Below are 24,944 nucleotides of genomic sequence, written 5' to 3' on the forward strand. Positions count from 1 at the left end.
CGTCACCACTGACGGAAGCCGTGCGGGATCTGACGGCGGACGACCCTCAGCGGCGGTGGTTGCGGACGATGTCGATCAACGCCGCCACCAGGGCGAGAGCGATGATGCCCGTGGCGAGCAGCAGCGACTTCTCGAAGGCCGTCGTCCAGTCGCCATGACTGTCGGCCAGCGAGGAGAAGAACATCGAGCCGACCGCCGCGATGCCGGCGGCGGCGCCGATCCGCTGGCCGGTCTGGAGCATGCCCGCCCCGCTGCCCGCCTGGGGTACGGGCACCTGGGCGAGGGTGAGTGTCTGGTTGGGGGCGATGACCAGGCCGCTGCCGATGCCGGCGACGAGGAGCGGACCAGCGGTGACCCAGGGCGCAGGGGCATCCGGCGCGAGGTGCAGGGCGAGCACCGTGGCGGCCAACCCGATCACCACGCCGAGCAGGCCGATGGCGACCAGGGGCCGGCCGAACCGGTTGACGATGCGTCCTCCCAGAGCGGACGCGGCGGCGGACCCGAGCGCGAACGGCGTGATGGCGAGACCGGCGACGAGCGCGCTGTAGCCGAGGCCGTTCTGCAGGAACAGGGTGAAGATGAAGAAGATCGCGGTGAAGCCGCCGAAGTAGACGAGCGCGATGAGCGACCCGAGCGTGTACGACTGGAAGGTGAACAGGCGCAGGTCGAACAGCGGCTCGCGGTGTCGGGCGTACCACCGTTCCCACAGCCCGAAGGCGACCAGCACCGCCAGGCCGACGGGGATGAGCGCCCACTTCCACGGCGTACGCCACTGCTGCTCCTGGACGAGGGGCAGCAGGATCAGCACCACGCCGACGCCGAGCAGCAGCACACCGATCGGGTCGAGTCGCTTGCGGCCGGGTTGCCCGTCGGGTCGACCGGGCAGCAGCCGCCAGCCCAGGATCACCGCGACGATGCCCACCGGCACGTTGACGAAGAAGACCCACCGCCATCCGTGGTCCTCACCGCCGAGGGCGATGAGCAGTCCGCCGAGCAGTGGCCCGACGGCGGTGGAGATGCCGATTGTCGCGCCGAGCAATCCGAAGGGACGGGCCCGCTCCGGCCCCCGGAACAGCTGTTGGATCAGCCCGATCACCTGGGGGTTGACGATGCCGGCGGCGGCGCCCTGGAGCAGCCGGGCGGCGACCAGCCAGGTGGGTGAGGTCGCCAGACCGGCGAGCGCGCTGGTCAGGGTGAACAACGCGATTCCGAAGACGAACGCGTTACGCCTGCCGCGGAAGTCGCCGAAGCGGCCGGCCGGTACGAGCACCAGGCCGAAGGTGAGCGCGTACCCCGAGAGGACCCACTGCAGGTCGCTCGGCGAGGCGTGCAGCGAGCGGTCGATGGAGGGCACCGCGACGTTGACGATGCTCACGTCGAGCAGCGTCATGAACGCGGCGACCAGCCCGACGCCGACGGCCTGCCAGCGTCGGCGGTTCTCGGCCGCGTCGACCGGCTGCGGCTCGCGCGCCGCGTTCATCGTGGCCTCCGTTGACGGTCGATCATGCATTCCTGACCGCTACCCCGACCACCGGGGGCCAACCGTCGCGGGTCACGCCATCTGACGGGCGCAGAACCGGGGGCCGAAGTCGAGGCCGGCCATCGGCGAGTCCTCGCGGTGCAGCAGACCCTTCTCGGTGAGCTGGTGCAGCGGGGCGTGCACCTGTTCCTCGGTCAGCCCCGATCCTTCGGCGATCAGATCCGGATAGGGCACCTGGCCGCGTGCTTCGAGCGCGGTGACGGCCTCGTACACCCGCTGCTCGACCTCCGACAGCTCCATCCGCTGCATGATCTCCTCCTTCGACCACCCGCCGGACGCGGACGGTTGCGCCGCCTCGGTTACCCCCTGCCGCACCGAAGATGCCCACCCGTTCGGGCGGTGGAGGGCGAGCTGGCCCTACGCTGCAACGGTGATCGTCTGGGATCTGGTCGTTGTCGGAGCGGGCCCCGCCGGGCTCTCCGCGGCACACGCCGCTGCCCGCGCGGGCGTTCGTACCCTGGTTGTCGAGCGGGCCACGCACCCGCGCTACAAGACCTGCGGAGGCGGCCTCATCGGCACGTCCCTGGCCGCCGTGCGGGGACGGATCGACGTGCCGGCGCACGACCGGGTCGACCGGGTGACGTTCACCCGCGACGGCCGGCGGGAGTTCACCCGCCGCAACGGCAGCCCGGTGGTGACGATGGTGCGCCGGGAGGAGTTCGACGACCGCCTGCGCGCGGCGGCGGTCGCCGCCGGGGCGCAGGTGCGCGAGCAGGTCGCGGTCCGCGCCATCGAGCAGGATCCCGAGGGGGTACGCCTGCGACTGGCCGACGGTACGACCCTGGCGGCCCGCGCGGTGATCGGCGCGGACGGCTCCTCGGGGGTGACCGCCCGGCACGTGGGGGTGCGTTACCGCCAGGTGGATCTGGGGCTGGAGCTGGAGATACCGGTGCCGCCCGCCGAGCAGGAGCGGTGGCGCGGTCGACTGTTGCTGGACTGGGGGGCGATGCCGGGCTCGTACGCCTGGGTCTTCCCGAAGGGTGACCGGTTGACGGTCGGTGTGATCGCGGGCCGGGGCGCGGGGGAGGGGACGCGTGCCTACCTGCGGCAGTTCGTCGACCGGTTGGGTCTGACCGGGCTGCCGGCGGCGCACGATTCGGGTCACCTCACCCGGTGTCGCGAGGAGGACTCGCCGTTGCGCAACGGCCGGGTGCTGGTGGTGGGGGATGCGGCCGGGCTGTTGGAGCCGTGGAGCCGCGAGGGCATCAGCTTCGCCCTGCGTTCCGGCGAGATGGCCGGGGCGGCGGTCGCCGCCGGTGATCTGGCCGGGTACGAGCGGGCGGTAGGCGACCGCCTGACGTCGGAGATGCGGGCGGGGTTCCGCCTGCTCGACCTGTTCACCCGTCGCCCGGAGGTGTTCCACGGGCTGCTGGCGACCCCGCCGGGCTGGCGGATGTTCGTGCGCTTCTGTCAGGGGCGGGCGAGCTTCGACGACATGTTGCGCCGCCGACCGATCCGGGCGGCGCTCGCGGTGCTGGACCGCCTACCCACCCCAGACCGCCCGCCCGCCAACGCCCCGTCCTGACCCGCAGCCCGCGCCGATCTTGCAGTTTCTGCGGCGACAATCCACCCCAACCTGAACACTTCTCCCACCGTCAGCGCAAGATCGGCGCGAACTGTGGCGCTCGTCAGCCATACACCCAGGATCCTAGGACGCTCTACGGGGTGTGTCGGTGTCCACCTGAGAGCGACACGCTGTCAGCCAACGGACCGATGTGCCGGGCGCTCGCCGTTGGACAATGACGGGGAGGTAGGGGGGCGCCGATGGCCGAGCAACCGTTCACCGACGACGAGTACGCGTTCCTGCGCCACATCCGGTTCGGGGAACTGCCACCCGCCGTCCGTCCGGAGGATCAGGTCGCGCTGACCGAGACCGATCCCGGGCGGGACCGGCCGGAGAAGGCCGAGGACCCGGTCCGCTGGAACGTGCAGGGCTGAGAGAACACGGACGGGCCGCGGGTGTCGCCACCCACGGCCCGCCGTCGCGCCACGGTCAGAAGACCGGTACGCCCTCGCGGACGAGACGCCAGTTGGGCTGGAAGAAGTCGTCCGGGTTGATGGTCCCCTTGGCCTGTGCCCAGTCGATGAGCAGCTGGCGGATCTCCTGCTGCGCGTTGTAGACCTGGGTCTTCACAATGCCGGGGAAGTTGCCGCCGCCGCTGCGCCGGTAGTTGTTCACCGCGACCACGAACTGCGCGTCGTCCGCCACCGGGGTGTCGGTGCCGGGCAGTACCAGTCGGATGATGCGCTGACCGACCGGCTGGGAGATGTCGATGTCGTAGTCCAGGCCGGAGATCACGTCGTAGTTGTAGTCCGGCACGGCCGCGTCGCTGATCTGCTCCGGGTCGACCGGGGCGCCCGGCGCGACGGTGCGGAAGTACTTCGCCGAGTACTCCAGGTACGCGCGGACCTCCGCGCCGCTGAGCACGACGGCTTCGAGGGTGTTGTCGTACACGTAGAGGCCCGCCACGTCGCGGATCTTGACGTCCCCGGCGGGGAAGACGGCGGTACGGCTGAACGGCGCCGCGATCGACAGCACCGGCAGGTCCGCGTACGTGGTGCCGGCCAGGGCCGCGCCGACCACCTCGGTCTGTACGTGGTTGATGAAGTCGAGGATCGGGGTGTCCTTGTAGCGGGACTCCGCCGCCGACAACTCCACGGTGGACGTGGCGACCACCTGGTTGACGTACGCCACGGTCTTGGCGTGCTGGGCCCGTACGGCGGCGAGCACCTTCGGGTCCTCGACGACCGTGTTGGTGTTCAGCATGGTGGCGGCCTTCTTGGTGATCGTCCACCGGCCGCGCTCACGGGTGAGGGTGAAGTCCATGCGGGTGAGCCGCTGACCCCACTTCGACGGCTCGGAGAGCAGCACCTGCGTGCCGGTCCGCTCGTTGGTGACGAACCGCTCGACCACCTCGTTGTGGGCGTGCCCGAAGAGGATCGCGTCGATCCCCGGCACCTGCTGGGCGATCAGCGCCACCGGGTTCTCGTTGGGCAGCTCCGGGCCGTAGCTGGAAGTGCCGCTGTCGCCGCCGTGGGCGGAGATCAGGACGATGTCGGCGCCGCGGGCCCGCATGATCGGCACCCACTTCGCGGCGGTCGCGATCATGTCGTCGAAACGGAGCTTGCCCTCGACGTTGCCCCGGTCCCAGATGGCGACGCCCGGGTTGGTCAGGCCGAGGATGCCGACCCGCAGGGTCGGCGCGGCGAAGCCGAGGGAGACCTTCTTGATGACGTACGGCAGGAAGGCCGGCTTGCCGGTCTTGGCGTTGACCGCGTTCGCGGCGAGGGCCGGGAAGCCGAGCTGGCGGATCCACAGGTCCAGCAGCGGCAGGCCGTAGTTGAACTCGTGGTTGCCGAGGGTCACGGCGTCGTAGTCGATGACGTTCATCGCCCGCGCCATCGGGTGCTTCTCGCCGGTGGCCGTGATCGGCTCCTGCTTGGCGTAGTACGTCGCGAGGGGAGTGCCCTGGATGGTGTCGCCGGCGTCGAGCACCAGCGTCGCCTTGCCGCGCCGCTCGCGGCGGATCTGGTTGATCAGGGTGGCCAGCTTCGCGACGCCGACGTCGTTGTGCTTGCTGTCGTCGTACTCGGCGTCCCGGTAGTAGTTCCAGTTGTAGACGTTGCCGTGCGTGTCCGACGTGCCGAGCAGCGTGAGGTCCCAGGTGCGCGACCGGGCGGGGCCCGTGGCCTGGGCGGGCGCGGCGGCGATCAGCGGGGCGGTCGCCGCGGCGGCGGCGACCGCGAGCACCTGGCGACGCGACGGACCGGATCCAGAGGTCATGACGTGCCTTTCCATGGGGGTTGACGCGCCTCGTGAGCGCCTCGCGCACCATAACGACCGTCTGTCACTCCCGCCACGTGAGCCCCGGTTTCCGCAGGACGAGGTGGGGTAGGGCGGTACCGGAGGCACCAGCGCGAGGAGATCCGGTGAACGAGGACCAGCACACCCAGCAGGACCCGACCAGCCAGTACGGCCAGCAGTCGGGTCAGCCCGGCCAGCAGCAGTCGCCGCCGGGTTCGACGGCGGGGATGACGCCGAGGCCGGATCACGGTGAGGAGTCGTACCGGGGCAGCGGCAAGCTCGACGGCAAGCGGGCGTTGATCACGGGCGGTGACTCGGGGATCGGCCGGGCCGTGGCGCTCGCGTTCGCCCGGGAGGGCGCCGACGTGCTCATCGCGTACCTGGGTGAGGAGGAGGACGCCGATGCCCGCGAGACGGTCCGGCTCGTCGAGGAGGCCGGTCGGCGGGGCATCGCGGTACGCGGTGACATCCGCGACGAGGCGCACTGCCAGGACCTCGTCGACCGGACGGTGCGCGAGCTGGGCGGTATCGACGTCCTGGTGAACAACGCGGCGTACCAGATGTCGCAGGACAAGGGCATCCTCGGCATCAGCACCGAGCAGTTCGACCGGGTGCTCAAGACCAACCTGTACGCGATGTTCTGGCTCTGCAAGTTCGCCATCCCGCACCTGTCCGAGGGGTCGGCGATCATCAACACGGCGTCGATCCAGGCGTTCGACCCGTCGCCGCAGTTGCTCGACTACGCCACCACCAAGGCGGGGATCGCCAACTTCACCAAGGCGCTCGCGGCCGACCTGGCGGAGCAGGGCATCCGCGTCAACGCGGTGGCGCCCGGCCCGGTCTGGACGCCGCTGATCCCGGCCACCATGCCGAAGGAGAAGGTCGAACAGTTCGGCACGGACACCCCGGAGGGCCGGCCCGGGCAGCCGGCCGAGCTGGCCCCGGCGTACGTGTTCTTCGCCTCCCAGGAGTCCAGCTATGTCACGGGCGAGATCCTGGGGGTCACCGGCGGTCGACCGACCAAGTGACCGCGATGGCCGGGTGGTCGCCCGCGGCGATCACCCGGTCTCAGCGTGGCCAGTCGGCGAAGCGCCGGCGCACCCGTGCGACGTCGTCCGGGCCGAGGCCGTACCTGCCGAAACGCGTCTCGGACAGCCGGTCGAGGTAGCGCCCGGCGGCGCGGACGTCGTCCGGGTCGAGCGCGGGGTCGACCTGGCGGGCCAGTACCAGCAGTTGCGTCACGTCGTAGTGCTCGAGCGCCGCCGCGACGTCGATGAAGTCCCGGACCTCCCGCCGGTTGACCAGTGCGGCGATCTTGTTGGCGATGAGGTCGCGGACGTCCATCACCGGGCCGAGGTCCATCACCACCGGGCTCTGCTGCCGGTCGAGTCGGGCCAGGCTGAGTCGGATCTCCCGACCGTCGCGGCTCACCACGAAGTCCTTCATGTCCCGGCCGTACCCGTCGAACAGGTCGGCGAGTTCGCTGTCCGGGTCGGCGTCGGTGACGGTGAATCCGGCGCGTTCCAGCGCGGCGCGTACCCCGGCGGAGGCTGCGGCGGCGGCGCCCTCCACGTCGGCGAACAGGTCGACATCCTCGGTGGGCCGGGCCACCAGGCCGTGCGCGGCCCACGCCACCCCGCCGCCGAGCACGAACCGGTACGGCCCGGCGGCGGTCAACGCCACCCGGGCCACTTCCCGGTAGAAGTCGTGCAGGTGAGGTGCGATCACGCCGCGCGCAGGCCGCGGTGCCGGCTCTCCCAGGCCAGGCGGACGCCCCGGGGGAGGTTGAGCAGCCGCCACACCCGCCGCAGTGTGCGCCCGTTGATGAGGGTGCGCAGGTCGTCGGCGCTGGCCGTCTCGCGCAGCACGTTCTCGTACATCCAGAGCAGTTCGTCGGGGTCGCCGAGGTCGAAGGTGCGCTCGGCGTTCCACATCAACCGCACCGGCAGCTCGACGACGCCCCGCGTGGGACCGGCCAGCTCGGTGAGCGTTCGCGCCACGACAGCCGGGCGACCCGGGCGGGCCAGGAAGGCCACGCCGGTCGCGGGGGGCGAGACGGCCTGCATGGTGTCAGGGTAACGCCCGTCGGTGCGGGTGTCGCCGAGGAGCGTACGGACGCGTGGTCGGCGCGGGTGATGAGTTCTCGGGCCCGCGCCCGTCATAACTGTGACGGGACACGACGAGACGGGAGCATGACGTGACGGGTACGGACACGCGCAGCGAGGGCGCGGGCGCTCTGGCCGAGGTCGACGAGACCGCCTTCGCGGGGCTGGCGCAGCGGCACCGGCGGGAGTTGCACGTGCACTGCTACCGGATGCTCGGGTCGTTCGAGGACGCCGAGGACACCGTGCAGGAGACGTTCCTGCGGGCCTGGCGGCGGCGGGAGACGTTCGAGGGCCGGTCGACGGTGCGGGCCTGGCTGTACCGGATCGCCACCAACGCCTGCCTGGACCTGTTGGCCAGGTGCCGGCCGGAGCCGGCCCGGGGCGGTGAGGTGCGGTGGTTGCAGCCGTACCCGGACCGGCTGCTCGACGAGGTGCCGGCGGGCGACGCGGACGAGCCGGAGGCGGTGGCGGTCGCGCGGGAGACGATCGAGCTGGCGTACGTGGTGGCGGTCCAGCACCTCGCGCCGCGTCCCCGGGCCGTGTTGATCCTGCGGGACGTGCTCGGCTGGCCCGCGAAGGACGTCGCCGACCTGCTCGGCGACTCGGTCAACTCGGTGAACAGCGCCCTGCAACGGGCTCGGGCCGGCATGCGGGAGCACCTGCCGGCCGAGCGGCAGGACTGGACCGGCGGCGCGCAGGACGCCGGGACGCGCGAGCTGGTGCGGGACTTCACCGATGCGAGCGTGGCCACGGACATCGGCCGGCTCACCACGATGCTCCGCGAGGACGTGCGCTGTTCGATGCCGCCCACCCCGGGTCTGCACGTGGGCCGGGACGCGGTGGTGCACGACTGGATCGCGGACGGTTTCGACCGCATGACGGGCCTGCGGGGCGTCGCCACCTCGGTGAACCGGCAGCCTGCCGTCGCGTTCTACCACTGGCGGGAGGCCGAGGGCGCGTACCTGCCGTTGACCGTCGACGTCCTGCGCATCACCGGTGGAGCGATCACCGAGATCGTCATCTTCCACGCCGACCAGTTCCCGCGGCTCGGGCTGCCGGAGCGCCTCCCGGCGGGCGGTGTGCGATGAGCGTCTCGGCCCCGGCCCACCGCACCCACCGGCTCCTCGGCCTCGTCGGTGTGGGTCTGGCCGCCACCGTGGCGGCGATGGTGATCACCACTGTTGTCGCCGCGCTCGCCGAGAGGGTCGGTGTCGACTTCGAGGTCCCCGCGGGTGGCGAGGCGATCCCGTTGGCCGGTTTCGCGGTGGTGACCGGCGTCTTCTCGGTGGTGGGGGTCGTTCTCGCCGTCGTCCTCGGTCGGTGGAGCGCCCGTCCCGCCGACCGGTTCCTGTGGACGGCCGTGGCGCTGACCGCGATCTCGCTGGTCCCGCCCTTTGTCTGCGGGGCTGCTGTCGCCACCGTCGCCACCCTCGTCGTGCTGCACCTCGTCGCCGCGGCGGTGATGATCCCGGCCCTGGTGTGGGGCCTGGCCCGGTGGGACCGTTCCCTCGATTAGCGAAGACTCCTCATCTGACCTATGTTCGGGGGGTCACGCGCGAGGGGGTGTCGGGGATGGGTCTACGGACGTTCATCGAGGGTTGGCCGGTGTACCGCCAGCTCACCGGCACGGACCCGCTGGGGCGGGGCGCCGCCGCCAAGTCGGCGCGGTCGGCCGCTCTGACGGCGCGCACCGAGACGGCCGACTCTGTCGCGCGGTCGGTGTGCCCGTACTGCGCGGTGGGGTGTGGTCAGCGGGTCTTCGTCGCGGACGGTCGGGTCACGCAGATCGAGGGTGACCCGGACAGCCCGATCTCGCGGGGCCGGCTGTGTCCCAAGGGCGCGGCGAGCAAGAGCCTGGTGACGAGTCCACTGCGCCAGACCACCGTGCGCTACCGCCGGCCCTACTCCACCCAGTGGGAGGACCTGGACCTCGAGACGGCCCTCGACATGATCGCCGATCGGATCCTCGCGGCCCGCGAGCAGACCTGGGAGGACCGCGACGACGAGGGTCGGCCGCTGAACCGGACGTTGGGGATCTCCAGTCTGGGTGGGGCGACGCTGGACAACGAGGAGAACTACCTCATCAAGAAGTTGTTCACGGCGATGGGGGCGTTGCAGATCGAGAACCAGGCGCGTATTTGACACTCCGCCACCGTCCCCGGTCTGGGGGCCAGCTTCGGTCGTGGCGGTGCGACGGACTTCCAGCAGGACATCGCCAACGCTGACGTCATCGTCATCCAGGGCTCCAACATGGCCGAGGCGCACCCGGTCGGGTTCCAGTGGGTGATGGAGGCCAAGCGTCGCGGGGCGAAGGTGTTCCATGTGGACCCCCGCTTCACGCGGACCAGTGCGGTGGCCGACGCGTACCTGCCGATCCGGGCGGGGACGGATATCGCGCTGCTCGGCGGGGTGATCCGCTACATCCTCGACAACGAGCTGGACTTCCGTGAGTACGTCCTCGCCTACACCAACGCGGCGACGATCGTCAGCGACCAGTTCGGCGACACCGAGGACGGCGACGGGTTCTTCTCCGGCTTCGATCCCGAGACCGGCAGCTATGTGCAGGACAGCTGGCAGTACGAGGGGCACGAGGATTCCTCGGGCAGTGGGCACACCGCGAAGGAGCGGGACACGGCCGCCGGCCTGCGCCACGAGTCGCACGGCGCGCAGGTCGGCGGGCAGACGCAACGCGACGAGACGTTGCGGCATCCGCGCTGCGTCTACCAGATCCTCAAGCGCCACTACGCCCGCTACACCCCGGAGATGGTCGAGCGGGTCTGCGGCATCCCGCGGGAGAAGTTCCTCGAACTGGCCCGGGAGTGGACGGCGAACTCCGGTCGGGAACGCACCGGCATGCTCATCTACTCGGTGGGCTGGACGCAGCACAGCGTCGGCGTGCAGTACATCCGCGCCGGCGCGATCATCCAGCTCCTGTTGGGCAACATGGGTCGGCCCGGTGGCGGGGTCATGGCGCTGCGCGGGCACGCGAGCATCCAGGGCTCCACGGATATCCCGACCCTGTTCAACCTGCTGCCCGGCTACCTGCCCATGCCCCACCACGCCGACCACCCCACCTTCGACGAGTGGGTGGACAGCATCCGGCACCCCGGGCAGAAGGGCTTCTGGGGCAACGCCCGGTCGTTCGCCGCCAGCCTCCTGAAGGCGTACTGGGGGGACGCCGCGACGCCGGAGAACGACTTCGGCTACGGCTACCTGCCCCGCATGACCGGTGACCACGGCACGTACCAGCAGGTCCTCAACATGATCGACGGGAAGACGAAGGGGTACTTCCTGCTCGGGCAGAACCCGGCCGTCGGTTCCGCGCACGGCCGGGCGCAACGTCTGGGCATGGCGAACCTGGACTGGTTGGTCGTGCGGGACCTGTTCATGATCGAGAGCGCGACCTTCTGGAAGAACGGCCCCGAGGTGGCCACCGGCGAGATCGTGCCCGAGGAGTGCCGGACGGAGGTGTTCTTCCTCCCGGCCGCGTCGCACGTGGAGAAGGAGGGCACGTTCACGCAAACGCAGCGGTTGTTGCAGTGGCGGGAGAAGGCCGTCGAACCGCCAGGTGACGCCCGCTCCGAGCTGTGGTTCTTCTACCACCTCGGCCGCAAGCTCCGGGAGAAGCTGGCCGGCTCGCCGCTGCCGCGCGACCGGGCGCTGCTCGACCTCACCTGGGACTACCCCACGCACGGTCCGCACGCGGAGCCCAGCGCCGAGTCGGTCCTGCGCGAGATCAACGGGTACGACGTGACGACCGGCCAGCCGCTGTCCAGCTTCGCCGAGGCCCGCGACGACGGCTCCACGGCCGTCGGCTGCTGGATCTACACGGGCGTGTACGCCGACGGCGTCAACCAGGCCGCCCGCCGCAAGTCCCGCCACGAGCAGGACTGGGTGGCCGCCGAGTGGGGTTGGGCGTGGCCGGCGAACCGGCGCATCCTCTACAACCGCGCCTCCGCCGACCCGGACGGCAACCCGTGGAGCGAGCGCAAACGCTACGTCTGGTGGGACCCGGACAAGGGCGAGTGGACCGGCCACGACGTGCCGGACTTCGAGAAGACCAAACCGCCGTCGTACCGGCCGCCGGCCGGAGCGTCCGGTCCGGAGGGGATCGCCGGCGACGACCCGTTCGTCATGCAGGGTGACGGCAAGGGCTGGCTGTACGCGCCCAGTGGTGTCCTGGACGGGCCGATGCCCACCCACTACGAGCCGGTCGAGTCGCCGGTGCGCAACCCGCTCTACCGACAGCAGGCCAACCCGACGCGCAAGTCGTACGCGCACCCGGTGAACTCGGTGAACCCGAGCCCGCCGCAGGAGCACAGCCAGGTCTTCCCGTACGTGTTCACGGTCAGCCGGCTCACCGAGCACCACACCGCCGGCGGGATGAGCCGGACGGTACGCCCCCTCGCCGAGTTGCAGCCTGAGATGTTCGTCGAGGTGTCGCCGGAGTTGGCCGCCGAGACCGGGTTGGCGCACCTCGGGTGGGCGCACCTGGTCAGCGGCCGGGCGGTGATCGAGGCGAAGGTGCTGGTCACCGACCGGCTCACCCCGTTGCGGGTGGACGGGCGGGTCATCCACCAGGTGTGGCTGCCGTACCACTTCGGCTTCGAGGGTCTGGTCACCGGCGACTCGGCGAACGACCTGTTCGGCATCACCCTCGACCCCAACGTCCTGATCCAGGAGAGCAAGGTCGGCACGTGCGACGTACGGCCCGGCCGGCGTCCGAGGGGCCAGGACCTGCTGGATCTCGTCATGGACTACCGGCGGCGATCGGGGAACCTGAGCCACCGCTACCCACCGCTGGTCACGACGGACGTCGCCGACAGCAGCAGCGACCAGGAGGACTGAGCGATGCCGCATGCCAACGCCCTGTACGGGCCGCTCGATCCGGCGCCGGACGCGGGGTATGTGGACGCGCCGGAGCGGATGGGGTTCTTCACCGATACGAGTGTGTGTATCGGGTGCAAGGCGTGTGAGGTGGCGTGCAAGGAGTGGAACGGCGTCCCGGAGAGTGGTTTGGATCTGTTGGGGATGTCGTATGACAACACGGGGGCGTTGACGGCGAACTCGTGGCGGCACGTGGCGTTCGTCGAGCAGCCCCGCGGCACCGGCTGGGCGACGCCGGCGTTCGCCGGTTACCCGGACGGGCCGGCGGTCAGCCCGGCGACGGCGGCCGTCGGGGCGCGGACCGAGGCCGACACCGGCACGGATCCGGGTCTGCCACCGGGCTCGCCCGGCGCGGCGACCCGCATGTCGGGCGGCCCGGAGTTCCTGGGTATGCCGGGGGCGCAGCCGCCGGGGCGTGGTTCCGGTGTGGAGGGTCGGTCTGATTTTCGGTGGTTGATGATGTCGGATGTGTGTAAGCACTGCACGCATGCGGCTTGTTTGGATGTGTGTCCGACGGGGTCGTTGTTCCGGACGGAGTTCGGGACGGTGGTGGTGCAGGAGGACATCTGTAATGGGTGTGGGTACTGCATTTCGGCGTGTCCGTACGGGGTGATTGATCAGCGTAAGGGTGATGGTCGGGCGTGGAAGTGCACGCTGTGTTATGACCGTCTGGGTGTGGGGATGACGCCGGCGTGTGCGCAGGCGTGTCCGACGGAGTCGATCCAGTACGGGCCTCTGGAGGAGTTGCGGGAGCGGGCGGCGGCGCGGGTGGCGACGTTGCACGAGCGGGGTGTTCCGGAGGCCCGGTTGTACGGGCATGACCCGGGTGATGGTGTGGGTGGTGACGGGGCGTTCTTCCTGCTGCTGGACGAGCCGGAGGTGTACGGGTTGCCGCCGGATCCGGTGGTGACCACCCGGGACCTGCCGGCGATGTGGAAACGCGCCGGCATCGCCGCCCTGGCCATGGCGGCGGCCACCGTCGCCGCCTTCGTGGGGAGATCCTCGTGAGTCCGGAGCGCCTCCCGGTGGGCGACCGGTTCCGTCGGTTCCGCGACCGCCTCGCCACCGCGAACGTCGACCTGCCGGCCCAGAGGCAGGCGGACGCCCGCACCGACGTGTCCGTGCCGGCGAAAGCCCACGAGGATCAGGAGAACGCCGCGCGCCGCCCCCGGCGCGGCCGTCGCGGTGGCGGAGAGGAGCTGCGGGTCCCCGAGGCCGAGTTCACCTCCTACTACGGCCGGCCCATCCTCAAGGCCCCGGTCTGGAAGTGGGACATCGCCGCCTACCTGTTCACCGGCGGGTTGGCCGCAGGCTCGTCGCTGCTGGCCGCGGGAGGTCAACTCACCCGGCGGCCGGCGTTGCGCCGCGCGGGCCGCGTCACCGCGCTGGGCGCCGTCAGCGCCAGCGCGGTCTTCCTCATCCGAGACCTGGGCCGGCCGGAGCGGTTCCACCACATGCTGCGGGTCGTCAAACTGACCTCGCCCATGTCCGTGGGCACCTGGATCCTCAGCGCGTTCGGGCCGGCCGCCGGGGTGGCGGCGATCGCCGAGACCGCCGGTTGGCTGCCCCGGCGCGGACCGCTCGGGCTGGTCGGTCGGGCTCTGCCGCCGGTCGGGCACGCCGCCGGGCTGGTCGCCGCCGTCACCGCGCCCGCCCTGGCGACGTACACCGGGGTTCTGCTCGCCGACACGGCGGTGCCGTCGTGGCATGAGGCGTACCCCGAGCTGCCGGTCATCTTCGCGGGCAGCGCGCTGGCCAGCGGCGCGGGCGTCGGTCTGCTGGCCGCGCCGCCGTCGCAGGCGGGGCCGGCCCGCCGGATGGCGGTGGCCGGCGCGGCCCTGGAGTTGTACGGCGCGCACCGGGTGGAGACCCGTCTCGGGTTGCTCAGCGAGCCCTACCGGTCGGGACGGCCGGGTCGGCTGCTGCGCGCCGGCCGGCTGCTGACCACCGTCGGGGTGGCCGGTGCGCTGCTGGGTCGGCGCAGTCGCGCCGTCGGGGCGTTGTCCGGGGCCGCGTTGCTGAGCGCGTCGGTCGCCACGCGGTTCGGCATCTTCTACGGCGGTGTCGCGTCCGCCCGCGACCCCCGCTACACGGTCGTGCCGCAGCGCGAGCGGGTGAACGCCCGACGGACCGAGGCGGATCCGGCGACTGACTGAGCGGTCGCACCGTCGTTGTGATCGAATGTGCGACGGAGGCGTTCAGGCGGCTGGTGCCCCTCCCGGTCTTCAAAACCGGTGTGGTCCGGGACCCGGGCCAGGCGGGTTCGATTCCCGTCCGTCTCCGCCAACGGCGGCAGGAGTGACGTGATGCGTGACGGCAGCGAGGACCCGCGGCGGCGGGTGCCCCGCACCGACACCCTCCTGGCCGATCCGCGGCTGGCGGCGGCCATCGCGACCCTCGGCCGCGATCGGGTCAAGGCCGTCGTCGCGCAGGCGCAGAAGCGGGCCCGCAGCGGTGAGATCGCCCCCGACGAGGTCCGCGACGCCGCCGTCGCCGGCCTGCCCGCGCCCGGCCCCCGGGCGGTCCTCAACGCCACCGGCGTCGTGCTGCACACCAACCTGGGCCGGGCGGCGCTGTCGTCGGCCGCCGTCGCGGCGGTCGTCGCGGCCGCCGGGCACACCGACGTCGAGCTGGACCTCGACACCGGGCGGCGGGCCCGCCGTGGCCGCGACGCGCTCGACGCGCTCGCCGCCGCCGTACCCGACGCCGCCGCCGTGCACGTGGTCAACAACGGCGCCGCCGCGCTGGTTCTGGCGGCCACGGCGTTGGCCGCCGGCCGGGAGATCGTGGTCAGCCGGGGTGAGCTGGTCGAGATCGGGGACGGCTTCCGCCTGCCGGACCTGTTGGAGAGCACCGGCGCGCGGCTGCGCGAGGTGGGCACCACCAACCGCACGACGCTCGACGACTACGCCGCCGCCGTCGGCCCGCGGACCGGGTTCGTCCTGAAGGTGCACCCGTCGAACTTCCAGGTCACCGGCTTCACCTCGGCCGTGCCGGTGCGTCGCCTCGCCACCCTCGACGTGCCGGTGGTCGCCGACATCGGCTCCGGGCTCCTCACGGCGGATCCGCTGCTGCCCGACGAGCCCGACGCGGCCACCACCCTGCGCGCCGGCGCGGCCCTGGTCACGGCGAGCGGCGACAAACTGCTCGGCGGCCCGCAGGCCGGCCTGCTGCTCGGCGACGCCGCGCTCGTCGAACGGTTACGCCGTCATCCGCTGGCCCGGGCGCTGCGCGTGGACAAGCTCACCCTGGCGGCGTTGGCCGCCACCCTGCACCGTCCGGACACCCCGACGCGGGCCGCGCTGCACGCCGATCCGGGCGCCCTCCGCCGGCGGGTGGAGCTGTTGCGCGACCGGCTCGGCGCGGACGGACGCAAGGCCGAGGTCGTCCCGGCGGTCGCCGTGGTCGGTGGTGGCGGCGCCCCCGGCGTCGAGCTGGAGTCGTGGGCGCTGAGCCTGCCCGAGCGGTACGCGGTGTCGCTGCGCACCGGCGAGCAACCGGTGCTCGGCCGGGTGGTGCGGGGCCGCCTCCTGCTCGACCTGCGCTGCGTGCCCGTCGACGCCGACGATGCGGTCCTGGCGGCCGTGCTGCGCGTCCCCGGGGACGACTGAGCATGTTCGTCGTCGCCACCGCCGGGCACGTCGACCACGGCAAGTCGACGCTGGTCCGGGCGTTGACCGGGATGGAACCCGACCGGTGGGCCGAGGAACGCCGCCGGGGCATGACCATCGACCTGGGGTTCGCCTGGACGACGCTGCCGTCCGGCGGCACGATCGCGTTCGTCGACGTACCCGGGCACGAGCGGTTCGTGCCGAACATGCTCGCGGGTGTCGGCCCGGTGCCGGCCGCGCTGATCGTGGTCGCCGCCGACGAGGGGTGGATGCCGCAGTCCGCCGAGCACCTGGCCGCGCTCGACGCGCTCGGCGTCGCGTACGGCCTGCTGGTGGTGACCCGCGCCGATCTCGCCGACCCGGGGCCGGCGGCGCAGCGCGCCCGGGCCGAGATCGCGGCCAGCAGCCTCGGCGTGGTGGAGACGGTGGCGGTCAGCGGGTTGACCGGCGCCGGACTGCCGCAGTTGCGCGATGCGCTGGACCGGCTCGTCGCGCGGCTGCCCGAGCCCGTCGTGGACGCTCCGGTACGGCTCTGGGTGGACCGCAGCTTCACGGTGCGGGGCAGCGGCACCGTCGTCACCGGCACGCTGGGCGCCGGCCGGTTGCGGGTCGGCGACACCCTCGAGCTGGCCGGCGCCGACGAGCCGGTGCGGGTCCGCGGCCTGCACCGCCTGGGCGAGGCCCGACCGGAGGTGTCGGCCGTGGCCCGGGTCGCGGTCAACCTCCGGGGTACGCCCCGAGACCGGCTCGGCCGTGGCGACGCGCTGCTCACGCCGGGCCGTTTCCACCGCACCGACCTCATCGACGTCCGGCTGTCCGGTGACCCCGCCGCCGACCTGCCGGCCACCCTCACCCTGCACGTCGGGTCGGCGGCCGTGCCGGTACGGGTCCGGCCGCTCGGCGTGGACACCGTCCGGCTCCGGTTGGCCCGCCCGCTGCCGCTGCTGGTCGGCGACCGGGCGCTGCTGCGCGATCCCGGCCGTCACCACGTGGCCGGTGGCGTGCGGGTCCTCGACGTCGCGCCGCCGCCACTGTCCCGCCGGGGCGCGGCGGCCGCCCGCGCGGCGGTCCTCGCCGAGCTGGACGGCCGTCCCGACCTGGCCGGTGAGCTGCGTCGCCGTCGCCTGGTCCGGGTCGGCGCGCTGCGGCGCATGGGTGTGCCGGTGCAGGCCACACCGGTCGCCGGTGACTGGCTGGCCGACCCGGGGCACTGGCGGCGGCTGGGCGACCAGGTGACCGAGGAGGTCACCCGCTACGCGCGGGAGCACCCGTTGGAGCCGGGCATGCCGGTGGACGCGCTGCGGCAGCGTCTCGCCCTACCCGACCGGGCGCTGGTCGAGGCGCTGGTGCGTCCACCGCTGCGGGTGCACGCCGGTCGGATCGGCACGGCCGCCGTCGACACCCTGCCCGAGCCGGTGGCCCAGGCCGTACGGCGGGTCCGCGCCGAGTACGGCGACCGGCCGTTCCGCGCCCCGGAGGCGGACCGCCTCATCGAACTGGGCCTCGGGCCCCGGGAGATCGGTGCGGCGGTGCGCGCCGGCGCGCTGCTGCGGTTGGCCGACACCGTGGTGCTGCTGCCCGACGCGCTCGACGCGGCGGTCACCGTGCTGGCCGGCCTGCCCCAGCCGTTCACCCTGTCGGCGGCCCGGCAGGCGCTGGACACCACCCGACGGGTGGCGGTGCCGCTGCTGGAGCTGCTGGACCGGCGCGGCGCCACCCGCCGGCTGCCCGACGACGCGCGGGTCGTCGTCACCTGAACGCCAAGCCGCCCCCCGGGACGGCTTCGGTCACCTACGGTGACGCCATGGACCCTTCGGCGGTCTGGCGGGACCGGCAGCACCAGTGGCGGATCGAGGCGTACCGCGCCCCGGACCTGCGGTTCGCCATCTACGCGACGAACGGCCCCACCGAGTCGGTGCCGCTGTGGCTGTTCGGCATGACGGCGCTGGCCCGGTGGTTGATGACGCACTCCATCTCGCTTGACGACCTGGAGGTCGACTAAAGAGGCCCGGGAGTTGGGCGCGCTGCGGTTGAGTGACGGGAGGCGGTCGACGGGGGTGCGCGGTGGGCGGTCAACTGGGGCAGTTGGCGCTGGTGGCCGTCCTGGTGCTGGTCAACGCCGCGCTGTCGGGCAGCGAGATGGCCCTCGTCACGCTGCGCGAGGGGCAGTTGCGGCGGTTGGGTCGGCGCAGTCGGGCCGGCGAGCGGCTGGTACGACTCTCCCGCGACCCGAACCGCTACCTGGCCACCATCCAGCTCGGCATCACGCTGGCCGGGTTCCTCGCCTCGGCGGCGGCTGCCGTGTCGCTCGCCCAGCCGCTGGTCGGCCCGCTGGGTTTCCTCGGCGCGGCGGCCCGCCCGGCCGCGGTGCTGCTGGTGACGGTGGCCCTGACCTTCGTCACGCTGGTGGTCGGCGAGTTGGCGCCGAAGCGGCTGGCCATGCAGCGCGCCGAGCGGTGGGCGCTGCTCAGCGCCGGACCGCTGGACCTGCTCGCCCGGGTGTCCCGCCCGGCGGTGTGGCTGCTCAGCCTGGCGACCGACGTGGTGGTCCGCCTGGCCGGCGGCAACCCGCGGGCCAGCCGCGAGGAGACGACCGAGGAGGAGTTGCGGGAGATGCTGGCCAGCCAGCGGGGACTGTCGGCGCAGCAGCGGGAGATCCTGACCGGCGCGTTCGACATCGCCGGTCGGACGCTACGGGAGATCCTGGTGGCCCGGCGGGAGGTGACCACGCTGCCGGCCGACCTGCCCAGCGACGAGGGGGTGCGGCTGCTCGCCGCCGCCGGCCGGTCCCGTGCGCCGGTGACCGGCCCGGGTGGTCTCGACGAGGTGATTGGCGTGGTGCACATCCGCGACCTGGTCCGCGCCGAGGTCGGCACGGTGGGGGAGCGGGCCCGGCCGCCGCTGCTGCTGCCGGTCACGCTGCCGGTCGCCGACGCGCTGCGCACCCTCCGTCAGGAGCACCAGCAACTGGCCCTCGTCGTGGACGAGCACGGCGGCATCGACGGCATCGTGACGCTGGAGGACCTGCTGGCCGAGGTCGTCGGCGAGCTGTACGACGAGACCGACCGGGACGTGCGGGGTGTGGTCCGGGAGTCGGACGGGTCGCTGCTGGTGCCCGGTGACTTCCCCCTGCACGACCTGCCCGACGTGGGCGTGCGGCTGAGTTTCCCGCTGTCCCGGGAGTACACGACGGTGGCCGGGCTGGTGCTGTCCCGGTTGCGACACCTGCCGGGGTCTCCCGGGGAGACGGTGCGGTTGCCCGGGTTGACCATCGAGGTGGTGGAGGTGGCCGACCGGGCGGTGCGGCGGGTACGGCTGCGCGGCTTCGTCACCGAGCGCTGAGCAGGTAACCCCGAAGAGGGACAACACGCGCGAAACGGCACCGGACGGCTGCGGCACGCCTACGGTGCGATACGTGAAGGACCGAGGGTTGCGTACGTTCGTCACCGTCCTCGCCGGCCTCGCGGTGATCTACTTCGGCAGCACCGGCCGCAGCCCCGAGGAGGGCCGGGGCATCTCCGGCGGCGTCATCGTCCTGGCGCTGCTCGCCGCGCTGCTGGTGTGGCATCTGACCCGACCGGGGGACAAGACCGTCAAGTGAGCGGCTCAACCGGCGGCGACGCGGGCGACCTCCCCGGCGGACTCCTCACCGAGCGCCACCCGTACCAGCGCCGAGGCGAGGCGACCGAAATCCGGCTCGTCGACCAGGGAGGCCAGCCGGTCCGGTGAGCCCGGCAGGCCCAGCCGCTTCGCGCCGGCGAGAGCCCGACGGTCGGCGTACGGGCGCACGTCGGACCAGACCGTCTGCGCCTCACGCAGGTAGATGTCCGCGCCGGTGGGCCCGATGCCGGGGAACTCGGTGAGCCGGCGCCGCAGCCCGGCCGGGTCGCCCTGGGCGTCGCGGTGCAGCCGGCGCAGGTCGCCGTGCCACCGGTCCAGACACAGCCGGGCGCCGGTGCCCAGCATGGTGGCGGTGCGTTCGTCGTAGCGGCGGTAGTGACCACGGCCCAGCGCGTCGACCCGCTGCTGCCAACTCGCCGCCTCCATCGCCTGCGGCGTGCGGTAGCCGGCCGCGAACAGCTCCCGCGCGGCGTCGACCGCCACGCAGGCCCGGATGCGGGTGCTCAGCAGGGTGGCCAGCACCAGGAGCTGGTACAGCGGACCGGGACGATCGGAGAGCCGGATACCGGCCTCCTCGGCGTACGTGTCGCCCCGCCGGTCCAGCAGGACCCGCACAACCGCTCGATCGTCACCCACACCAGCGGGGTACCCGTCCCGCGCCCGGCTAGCCCTCCCGACGGCCGACGCGCGGAGCATGCCGTCGGGCCCGGCGGGTATGCGGCCGGTGGAGGCGGTCAATGCCGCCCGCCGTACCGGGAGGGAGACGCTCGTGGTCAACCCGCAGCAGGAGGAGTTCCGGCGTAACGCCAAGGGAGCGACCAGCCAGGACAGCAAGGGGCCCGGACCGTCGGGTCATCCGCTCAACCGCGGCTCGTCGGGCGGGGACGCCGGCCGGCCGGTCCCCAAGGGGCAGGTGTCGCCGTACGGCCCGGCGGGTGAGCCGGTCGCCGACGACGACAGCGACACCCGCTCCTAACGACCGTTACCTGACGGCCGTCGCAGCCTGTTCCAGGTGGCGGCGGCCGTCAACCCGTACGCCAGGTGCGGGATGATGTCGGAGATCCAGTCCGAGCGGCGCCAGGTGCGGGGATCGCTGATGCCCAGCGCCGTGATGGACCCGTCGGTCATCGCCATGACGCCCGCGCCCAGCACACCCGTGGCCATCGGCAACGGCTGCCGTCGGCCGCCCGCGTAGAGCCCGAACGCCATCCCGGCGGCGATGCCCAGCCCGTAACCGATCAGGGGCCCGAGCCCCGAGCGGCGGGTGGCCGCCCGGGGCTCCGGCCCCAGATCCACGTGCGCGAGGTGGGCCAGCTTGTCGACGGTCTGCTCCGGGGTGCTGCTCGCCGGCCGCGCCCGCAGCGCGATGTCGAGGTAGCCGACCACGTTCAGCGCGGTGCTGCCGACGGCGCCGGCGATCGCGCCGTCGGCCAGGTCGACGCCCCTCACTTCGGGTCGCCCGGTTCGCGTTCGCTCTTGGGACCGTAGGTGCGCTCACCGCGCACGACGCCCCGTTGGCCGCGATCCTCCTGCAGGATCCGGTTGGCGACCTGGTTGGCCTTGCCGTCGGGTACCCGGCGTCCGGAGTCGTCGATCGCGTTGCGCAGGCGCGCCCGCTGCTTGTCGTACGCGTTGCTGCCCGGCCGTGGTCCTGGCATCTGCTGCCTCCTTCGTCGCCGTTGGCGTACCGCGGCCGTCTACCCGTTGGGCGGCGGGCCAACCCCGGGGCGTCAGCGGGGGCCGCGGACCACGACGACCGGGCAGCGCGCGTGGTGCAGCACCGACTGACTCACCGACCCCAGCAGCAACCCGGTCACCTCGCCGCGCCCCTGCCCCCCGACGACCAGCAGTTGGGCGTCGGCGGACGCCTCGGCGAGCACGGCCCCGGCGCGTCCGCGCGTCGCCCGGCACGTCAGGCGCAACCCCGGATGACGTCCGGCCAGCCCGTCCAACCAGCCGTCGAGTAGCCGCTCCTGCTCCCCGTGCAACCGCGCCTCGTCGTACACCAGGGGTTGCATGTCGCCGGGACCGCTGCTGCCGGGGTGCCGGTAGGCGTGCACCGCGCGCAGCGGCACGCCGCGCGCCACCGCGGCCTCGGCGGCGACATCGGCGGCGAGCAGCGACGGCGGCGAGCCGTCCATCCCCACCACCACCGGCCCGTCCGGGCGTTGCTCGCCGCGCACGACCAGCACCGGACAGTCGGCGTACGCGCTGACCTGCACGGCCACCGAGCCGACGACGAGCGCGGAGAAGCCGCCCAGTCCCCGGTCGCCGAGCACGATGAGCGCGGCGGTGGGGGACTCGCCGACCAGCACCGCGGCGGCCTCGCCGTCGATGATCTCCCCGGAGACCGTCAGCCCGGGCGTGGTCGCCTCGGCCTCGGCCACCGCGGCGGCGACCAGCTCCTCTGCCCGCTGGCGCAGGCCGGCGCCCATCGGCGCGTCGGGGGCGGGCGCGACGGGCACCCGCAGCAGCGGCCAGATGAAGCCGTGCACCACCCGCAGCGGCCGGCGCCGGCGGACCGCCTCGGCGGCGGCCAGGCGCACGGCGCGCAGGGACGGCTGCGAGCCGTCCACGCCGACCACCACCGCCGCGCTGTTCGCCGAGTTCACCGCCCACCTCCCTGCCGGGCCAGTATCGCGGGCGTGGCGGCGCGGCGGAGCGATACCGCGGCTCGGGCCCCGGTCGGTACGCTGGCGACGACCTGAGGGAGGAGCGTCGTCGATGGGTGAACCGGACGAGCCGAGCACCGCTCGCATGATCGACTTTTGGCTCGGCGGGGAGCACCACTTCGACGTCGACGTGGCCGCGGCGACGGCCTTCGAGCAGGCGTACGGGCCGTGCGCGCCGGTCTTCGCGGAGCTGCGGGCGTTCCTCGGCCGGGCGGTCCGGGCGATCGTCGAGCAGGGCGTGGACGGGTTCCTGGTCTTCGGGGCGGGGGTACCCAGCAGGGGCAACGTCCACGAGGTCGCCCCGGAGGCCACGGTGCTCTACACCGACGTCGACCCGGTGACGATCCGGCTGGGTCAGCGGATCCTCGCCGGCAGCGATCGGGCGGGCTACGGCTACGGCGACGCCACCGACATCGGCACCATCGATCCGGCCCAGTTGCACCGCTTCGTCCCCGGGTGGGGGCGCCGACCGGTGGGTCTGGTCTTCCTCGGGCTCGCCGCGTTCCTCGACGACGGCACGCTGACCCGTACTCTCGACGAGCTGTACGCGGCGGCGGCGCCGGGCAGCCTGCTGGCCGTGGACTTCGACACCGAGGAGCTGGCCGCGCACCCGCGGGCGCTGGCGATGATGGGGCCGGCGTTCCGGATGCGACCTCCGGCGGCGTTCGCGCCGCTGCTGGGCCGGTGGACGCCGACGGCGGACGGAATCGTCCCGGTCAACCGGTGGCGGCCCGCCGGCGTGCCGGTCGACGTGCCGGACGCCTTCCACGGCGTCCTGGCGACACGGGGCGCCGACTGACCCGCGACGTCGGGTTGTCCGGACGCCTCCGTATGATGCTTGCCTTGTAGCAAGTTTCTGGAGGGACGGCCAAGCATGGTGGACGCGCCGGACGGGGTGTCGCGCGCGCTGCGCGAAGCCGCGCCCGACCAGTTGGCGGAGGCGGCGGACCGGGCGATCCGGGCGGCGTTGGGCGCGGTGCGCACCGACGTGTTCGTCGCCGACTACCGGATCAGTGGGCTCTGGCCCGTGCTGGATCCGGACCTGCCGGCGGCCGGGGCCCTGGCCCGGCACACCGTGGCGCAGCGTTGCTTCTCCAGCCAGCAGCCGGTGCGCGACGGTCTCGAGGACGGCGCCTGCCGGCTCTACCTGCCCCTGACGGTGTGGGGGGAGCGCCTCGGCGTGCTGCTGATCGAGTTGCCGACCGTGCCCGGCCCGGCGGTCACCGGCCGTGCCACCGACATCGCCGGTGACCTGGCGGTGGCGATGCGGGCCGCGGACCGGGAGACCGACCGGTACCGCCGGGCCCGTCGCCGGGAGCGGCTCAGCATGGCCGCCGAAATGCAGTGGGACCTGCTGCCGGGGCGCAGCGTGGCACACCGTTCCTTCCACCTGGCCGGGCAGCTGGAACCCGCGTACACCGTCGGTGGCGACCACTTCGACTGGTCGTTGGACGGTGAGCGGCTGACGTTGACGGTGCTCAACGGGGAGGGCAACGGCCTGGCCGCGTCCCTGCTGACGGCGGTCACCGTGAACGCCATGCGCAACGCCCGCCGCTCGGACGGCAGCCTCGTCGAGCAGGCGGAGCTTGCCTCGGACACGGTCTACTACCAGCACCGGGGCCGTCGACACGTGGCCACGTTGCTGCTGGAGCTGGACATCGTCACCGGGCGGGTACGGGCGGTCGACGCCGGTTCGCCGCACCTGCTGCGGATGCGCGGCGCGACCGTCGAGCCGATGACGCTGGACCAGCAGCTGCCGCTGGGCATGTTCGCCGAGACCCGCTACGAGCTACAGGAGTTCCAGCTCGCGCCCGGTGACCGGATCTTCGTGGTCAGCGACGGGGTGTGGGCGGCCGAGCCGGCCGGCCGGGAGCCGTACGGTCAGCGGATGATGGCGCGGTCGCTGCGCGCCACTCGGTTGCAGCCGGCGACCGAGGCGGTTGGTACGGTGATGCGCGAACTACACGCTTACCACGCGGATTCCGATTTGCGCGACGACGCTGTCGTCGTCTGCCTCGACTGGCATGGTCCGCGTGGGCGGGATGGCGGATGAGAGTCGCCGCCACCGTCCCGGGCGGGCACCAGCGCGACGACGGCAGGGGACATCGGGTGGAGCGACCGACGGATCTCGCCGCGGCGATCAACGCGGCCGCAGAGACGCTGATCGCCGTGCTCGACTCGGCGGCGTCGCGGCACCAGGTTCCACCGACGCAGTTGCGGGTGCTGATGCTGATCAGCGGTCGGCCGGAGACCAATGTCAACGGTCTGGCGGAGTTGCTGGACGTGGTGCCCTCCTCGGCGAGCAGGCTGTGCGACCGGTTGGAGGCGACCGGACTGTTGCGTCGCGTGGCGGATCCGCGCGACCGGCGGGAGGTGCGGTTGGTGCCGACGGCCGCCGCATTGACGCTGCTGCGGGAGTTGGCGGAGCGGCGGCAGCGCGCGGTGCAGGCCGTGCTGGACAGGATGCCGCCCCGCACGCAGCACGACCTGCTGGCGTCCCTGTTGGCGTTCGGCCGGGCGGCGACGCAGACGGTGCCGGAGCAGCAGACCGAGCAGACAGCGGTCCAGACGGCCTGACGTCTTCCACCAGTGTCCTAGGACGCTCTAGCGGTGGTGATCCACACCACAACGCCACAGCACGGCCACGACGCCGTGCGGCGACCGGGACGACGACGAGAGCCCGATATAGTGGCAGCGCACTTA

Annotated in this window: 26 protein-coding genes and 1 tRNA gene; 18 read left to right on the forward strand and 9 right to left on the reverse strand. The window is 72.7% G+C overall.

Going from position 1 to position 24,944, the window contains the following annotated elements:
- Positions 1–46: 46 nt before the first annotated feature.
- Both ACTFTM_RS16250 and ACTFTM_RS16255 read right to left on the reverse strand, forming a co-directional pair.
- Positions 47–1,480: an MFS transporter gene (locus ACTFTM_RS16250; RefSeq protein WP_449561326.1), complete on the reverse strand. Its 1,434-nt coding sequence runs from the start codon at positions 1,478–1,480 to the stop codon at positions 47–49.
- Between the two features lie 72 nt (positions 1,481–1,552).
- Positions 1,553–1,789, reverse strand: coding sequence for a hypothetical protein (locus tag ACTFTM_RS16255; protein ID WP_355249091.1), 237 nt, complete (start codon positions 1,787–1,789; stop codon positions 1,553–1,555).
- Positions 1,790–1,910: 121 nt separating this feature from the next.
- Between ACTFTM_RS16255 and ACTFTM_RS16260 the strand changes: the two genes are divergently transcribed.
- Positions 1,911–3,065, forward strand: coding sequence for a geranylgeranyl reductase family protein (locus ACTFTM_RS16260; protein WP_449561327.1), 1,155 nt, complete (start codon positions 1,911–1,913; stop codon positions 3,063–3,065).
- A 239-nt stretch (positions 3,066–3,304) separates the two neighbouring features.
- Positions 3,305–3,478: a hypothetical protein gene (locus ACTFTM_RS16265; protein WP_355053659.1), complete on the forward strand. Its 174-nt coding sequence runs from the start codon at positions 3,305–3,307 to the stop codon at positions 3,476–3,478.
- Positions 3,479–3,533: 55 nt separating this feature from the next.
- Here the strand turns inward: ACTFTM_RS16265 and ACTFTM_RS16270 are convergent, their stop codons facing one another.
- Positions 3,534–5,324, reverse strand: coding sequence for a bifunctional metallophosphatase/5'-nucleotidase (locus tag ACTFTM_RS16270; protein WP_449561328.1), 1,791 nt, complete (start codon positions 5,322–5,324; stop codon positions 3,534–3,536).
- Positions 5,325–5,470: 146 nt separating this feature from the next.
- Here ACTFTM_RS16270 and ACTFTM_RS16275 point away from each other — a divergent pair, with 146 nt between their 5' ends.
- On the forward strand, positions 5,471–6,373 hold the full coding sequence (locus tag ACTFTM_RS16275) for an SDR family oxidoreductase (RefSeq protein ID WP_449561329.1): 903 nt from the start codon (positions 5,471–5,473) through the stop codon (positions 6,371–6,373).
- A 40-nt stretch (positions 6,374–6,413) separates the two neighbouring features.
- Here the strand turns inward: ACTFTM_RS16275 and ACTFTM_RS16280 are convergent, their stop codons facing one another.
- A complete protein-coding gene (locus ACTFTM_RS16280; protein ID WP_449561330.1) occupies positions 6,414–7,073 on the reverse strand; it encodes a nucleotidyl transferase AbiEii/AbiGii toxin family protein in 660 nt (219 codons plus the stop codon).
- Entirely contained in the window at positions 7,070–7,411 is a 342-nt protein-coding gene (locus ACTFTM_RS16285; protein WP_449561331.1) for a hypothetical protein, read from the reverse strand. Before ACTFTM_RS16285 ends, ACTFTM_RS16280 begins: the two co-directional genes overlap by 4 nt.
- 131 nt (positions 7,412–7,542) lie before the next feature.
- Between ACTFTM_RS16285 and ACTFTM_RS16290 the strand changes: the two genes are divergently transcribed.
- The 11 genes from ACTFTM_RS16290 (at position 7,543) to ACTFTM_RS16340 (ending at position 19,549) form a co-directional block, all read left to right on the forward strand.
- On the forward strand, positions 7,543–8,538 hold the full coding sequence (locus ACTFTM_RS16290) for an RNA polymerase subunit sigma-70 (protein WP_449561332.1): 996 nt from the start codon (positions 7,543–7,545) through the stop codon (positions 8,536–8,538).
- On the forward strand, positions 8,535–8,966 hold the full coding sequence (locus ACTFTM_RS16295; RefSeq protein WP_449561333.1) for a DUF6069 family protein: 432 nt from the start codon (positions 8,535–8,537) through the stop codon (positions 8,964–8,966). Before ACTFTM_RS16290 ends, ACTFTM_RS16295 begins: the two co-directional genes overlap by 4 nt.
- A 56-nt stretch (positions 8,967–9,022) precedes the next feature.
- Positions 9,023–12,298 (forward strand): formate dehydrogenase, encoded by a 3,276-nt coding sequence (gene fdh, locus ACTFTM_RS16300; protein WP_449561334.1) that lies wholly within the window; start codon positions 9,023–9,025, stop codon positions 12,296–12,298.
- 3 nt (positions 12,299–12,301) lie between these two features.
- Positions 12,302–13,345: a 4Fe-4S dicluster domain-containing protein gene (locus tag ACTFTM_RS16305; RefSeq protein ID WP_449561335.1), complete on the forward strand. Its 1,044-nt coding sequence runs from the start codon at positions 12,302–12,304 to the stop codon at positions 13,343–13,345.
- Between the two features lie 191 nt (positions 13,346–13,536).
- Positions 13,537–14,493 carry an NrfD/PsrC family molybdoenzyme membrane anchor subunit gene (nrfD, locus tag ACTFTM_RS16310; protein WP_449566652.1) on the forward strand — a complete coding sequence of 319 codons (957 nt, stop codon included), beginning with the start codon at positions 13,537–13,539 and terminating at the stop codon, positions 14,491–14,493.
- Positions 14,494–14,527: 34 nt separating this feature from the next.
- Positions 14,528–14,623, forward strand: a tRNA-Sec gene (locus ACTFTM_RS16315).
- A gap of 20 nt (positions 14,624–14,643) precedes the next feature.
- Positions 14,644–15,948 (forward strand): L-seryl-tRNA(Sec) selenium transferase, encoded by a 1,305-nt coding sequence (selA, locus tag ACTFTM_RS16320; RefSeq protein ID WP_449561336.1) that lies wholly within the window; start codon positions 14,644–14,646, stop codon positions 15,946–15,948.
- A gap of 2 nt (positions 15,949–15,950) precedes the next feature.
- Positions 15,951–17,705 (forward strand): selenocysteine-specific translation elongation factor, encoded by a 1,755-nt coding sequence (selB, locus tag ACTFTM_RS16325; RefSeq protein ID WP_449561337.1) that lies wholly within the window; start codon positions 15,951–15,953, stop codon positions 17,703–17,705.
- A gap of 47 nt (positions 17,706–17,752) precedes the next feature.
- Positions 17,753–17,950 (forward strand): hypothetical protein, encoded by a 198-nt coding sequence (locus tag ACTFTM_RS16330; protein WP_145781709.1) that lies wholly within the window; start codon positions 17,753–17,755, stop codon positions 17,948–17,950.
- A gap of 62 nt (positions 17,951–18,012) precedes the next feature.
- A complete protein-coding gene (locus ACTFTM_RS16335; RefSeq protein WP_449561338.1) occupies positions 18,013–19,290 on the forward strand; it encodes a hemolysin family protein in 1,278 nt (425 codons plus the stop codon).
- Positions 19,291–19,363: 73 nt separating this feature from the next.
- Positions 19,364–19,549: a hypothetical protein gene (locus tag ACTFTM_RS16340; RefSeq protein WP_355244916.1), complete on the forward strand. Its 186-nt coding sequence runs from the start codon at positions 19,364–19,366 to the stop codon at positions 19,547–19,549.
- 5 nt (positions 19,550–19,554) lie between these two features.
- On the opposite strand, the gene ACTFTM_RS16345 is transcribed toward ACTFTM_RS16340, so the two are convergent.
- The gene (locus ACTFTM_RS16345) at positions 19,555–20,205 is read right to left on the reverse strand and encodes an HhH-GDP family DNA glycosylase (protein WP_433538918.1); all 651 of its coding nucleotides are present in this window, start codon (positions 20,203–20,205) and stop codon (positions 19,555–19,557) included.
- Positions 20,206–20,293: 88 nt separating this feature from the next.
- On the opposite strand from ACTFTM_RS16345, the gene ACTFTM_RS16350 reads away from it, so the two are divergent.
- Positions 20,294–20,545, forward strand: coding sequence for a hypothetical protein (locus ACTFTM_RS16350; protein WP_449561339.1), 252 nt, complete (start codon positions 20,294–20,296; stop codon positions 20,543–20,545).
- Here ACTFTM_RS16350 and ACTFTM_RS16355 read toward each other — a convergent pair.
- The 3 genes from ACTFTM_RS16355 to ACTFTM_RS16365 form a co-directional block, all read right to left on the reverse strand.
- Positions 20,542–21,018 carry a hypothetical protein gene (locus ACTFTM_RS16355; protein WP_449561340.1) on the reverse strand — a complete coding sequence of 159 codons (477 nt, stop codon included), beginning with the start codon at positions 21,016–21,018 and terminating at the stop codon, positions 20,542–20,544. The genes ACTFTM_RS16350 and ACTFTM_RS16355 overlap by 4 nt on opposite strands.
- A complete protein-coding gene (locus ACTFTM_RS16360; RefSeq protein WP_088948250.1) occupies positions 21,015–21,227 on the reverse strand; it encodes a phosphatidylethanolamine-binding protein in 213 nt (70 codons plus the stop codon). Before ACTFTM_RS16360 ends, ACTFTM_RS16355 begins: the two co-directional genes overlap by 4 nt.
- A gap of 72 nt (positions 21,228–21,299) precedes the next feature.
- A complete protein-coding gene (locus tag ACTFTM_RS16365; protein WP_449561341.1) occupies positions 21,300–22,181 on the reverse strand; it encodes a universal stress protein in 882 nt (293 codons plus the stop codon).
- Positions 22,182–22,293: 112 nt separating this feature from the next.
- Here ACTFTM_RS16365 and ACTFTM_RS16370 point away from each other — a divergent pair, with 112 nt between their 5' ends.
- From ACTFTM_RS16370 to ACTFTM_RS16380, 3 genes are all read left to right on the forward strand, one after another.
- The gene (locus tag ACTFTM_RS16370; protein ID WP_449561342.1) at positions 22,294–23,040 is read left to right on the forward strand and encodes an SAM-dependent methyltransferase; all 747 of its coding nucleotides are present in this window, start codon (positions 22,294–22,296) and stop codon (positions 23,038–23,040) included.
- 75 nt (positions 23,041–23,115) lie between these two features.
- Complete coding sequence (locus ACTFTM_RS16375) at positions 23,116–24,294, forward strand: PP2C family protein-serine/threonine phosphatase (protein ID WP_449561343.1); 1,179 nt, start codon at positions 23,116–23,118, stop codon at positions 24,292–24,294.
- 56 nt (positions 24,295–24,350) lie between these two features.
- Positions 24,351–24,818 carry a MarR family winged helix-turn-helix transcriptional regulator gene (locus ACTFTM_RS16380; RefSeq protein ID WP_449566653.1) on the forward strand — a complete coding sequence of 156 codons (468 nt, stop codon included), beginning with the start codon at positions 24,351–24,353 and terminating at the stop codon, positions 24,816–24,818.
- Positions 24,819–24,944 lie beyond the last annotated feature (126 nt).

The organism is Micromonospora sp. RB23 (genome assembly GCF_053585025.1).

What these genes read in the sequence shown, in the direction of transcription:
- ACTFTM_RS16250 (WP_449561326.1), bottom strand. Translation starts at nt 1,480, where the DNA reads ATGAACGCGGCGCGCGAGCCGCAGCCGGTCGACGCGGCCGAGAACCGC.
- ACTFTM_RS16255 (WP_355249091.1), bottom strand. Translation starts at nt 1,789, where the DNA reads ATGCAGCGGATGGAGCTGTCGGAGGTCGAGCAGCGGGTGTACGAGGCC.
- ACTFTM_RS16265 (WP_355053659.1), top strand. Translation starts at nt 3,305, where the DNA reads ATGGCCGAGCAACCGTTCACCGACGACGAGTACGCGTTCCTGCGCCAC.
- ACTFTM_RS16270 (WP_449561328.1), bottom strand. Translation starts at nt 5,324, where the DNA reads ATGACCTCTGGATCCGGTCCGTCGCGTCGCCAGGTGCTCGCGGTCGCC.
- ACTFTM_RS16285 (WP_449561331.1), bottom strand. Translation starts at nt 7,411, where the DNA reads ATGCAGGCCGTCTCGCCCCCCGCGACCGGCGTGGCCTTCCTGGCCCGC.
- ACTFTM_RS16295 (WP_449561333.1), top strand. Translation starts at nt 8,535, where the DNA reads ATGAGCGTCTCGGCCCCGGCCCACCGCACCCACCGGCTCCTCGGCCTC.
- ACTFTM_RS16305 (WP_449561335.1), top strand. Translation starts at nt 12,302, where the DNA reads ATGCCGCATGCCAACGCCCTGTACGGGCCGCTCGATCCGGCGCCGGAC.
- selA (WP_449561336.1), top strand. Translation starts at nt 14,644, where the DNA reads ATGCGTGACGGCAGCGAGGACCCGCGGCGGCGGGTGCCCCGCACCGAC.
- selB (WP_449561337.1), top strand. Translation starts at nt 15,951, where the DNA reads ATGTTCGTCGTCGCCACCGCCGGGCACGTCGACCACGGCAAGTCGACG.
- ACTFTM_RS16330 (WP_145781709.1), top strand. Translation starts at nt 17,753, where the DNA reads ATGGACCCTTCGGCGGTCTGGCGGGACCGGCAGCACCAGTGGCGGATC.
- ACTFTM_RS16360 (WP_088948250.1), bottom strand. Translation starts at nt 21,227, where the DNA reads ATGCCAGGACCACGGCCGGGCAGCAACGCGTACGACAAGCAGCGGGCG.
- ACTFTM_RS16370 (WP_449561342.1), top strand. Translation starts at nt 22,294, where the DNA reads ATGGGTGAACCGGACGAGCCGAGCACCGCTCGCATGATCGACTTTTGG.
- ACTFTM_RS16375 (WP_449561343.1), top strand. Translation starts at nt 23,116, where the DNA reads ATGGTGGACGCGCCGGACGGGGTGTCGCGCGCGCTGCGCGAAGCCGCG.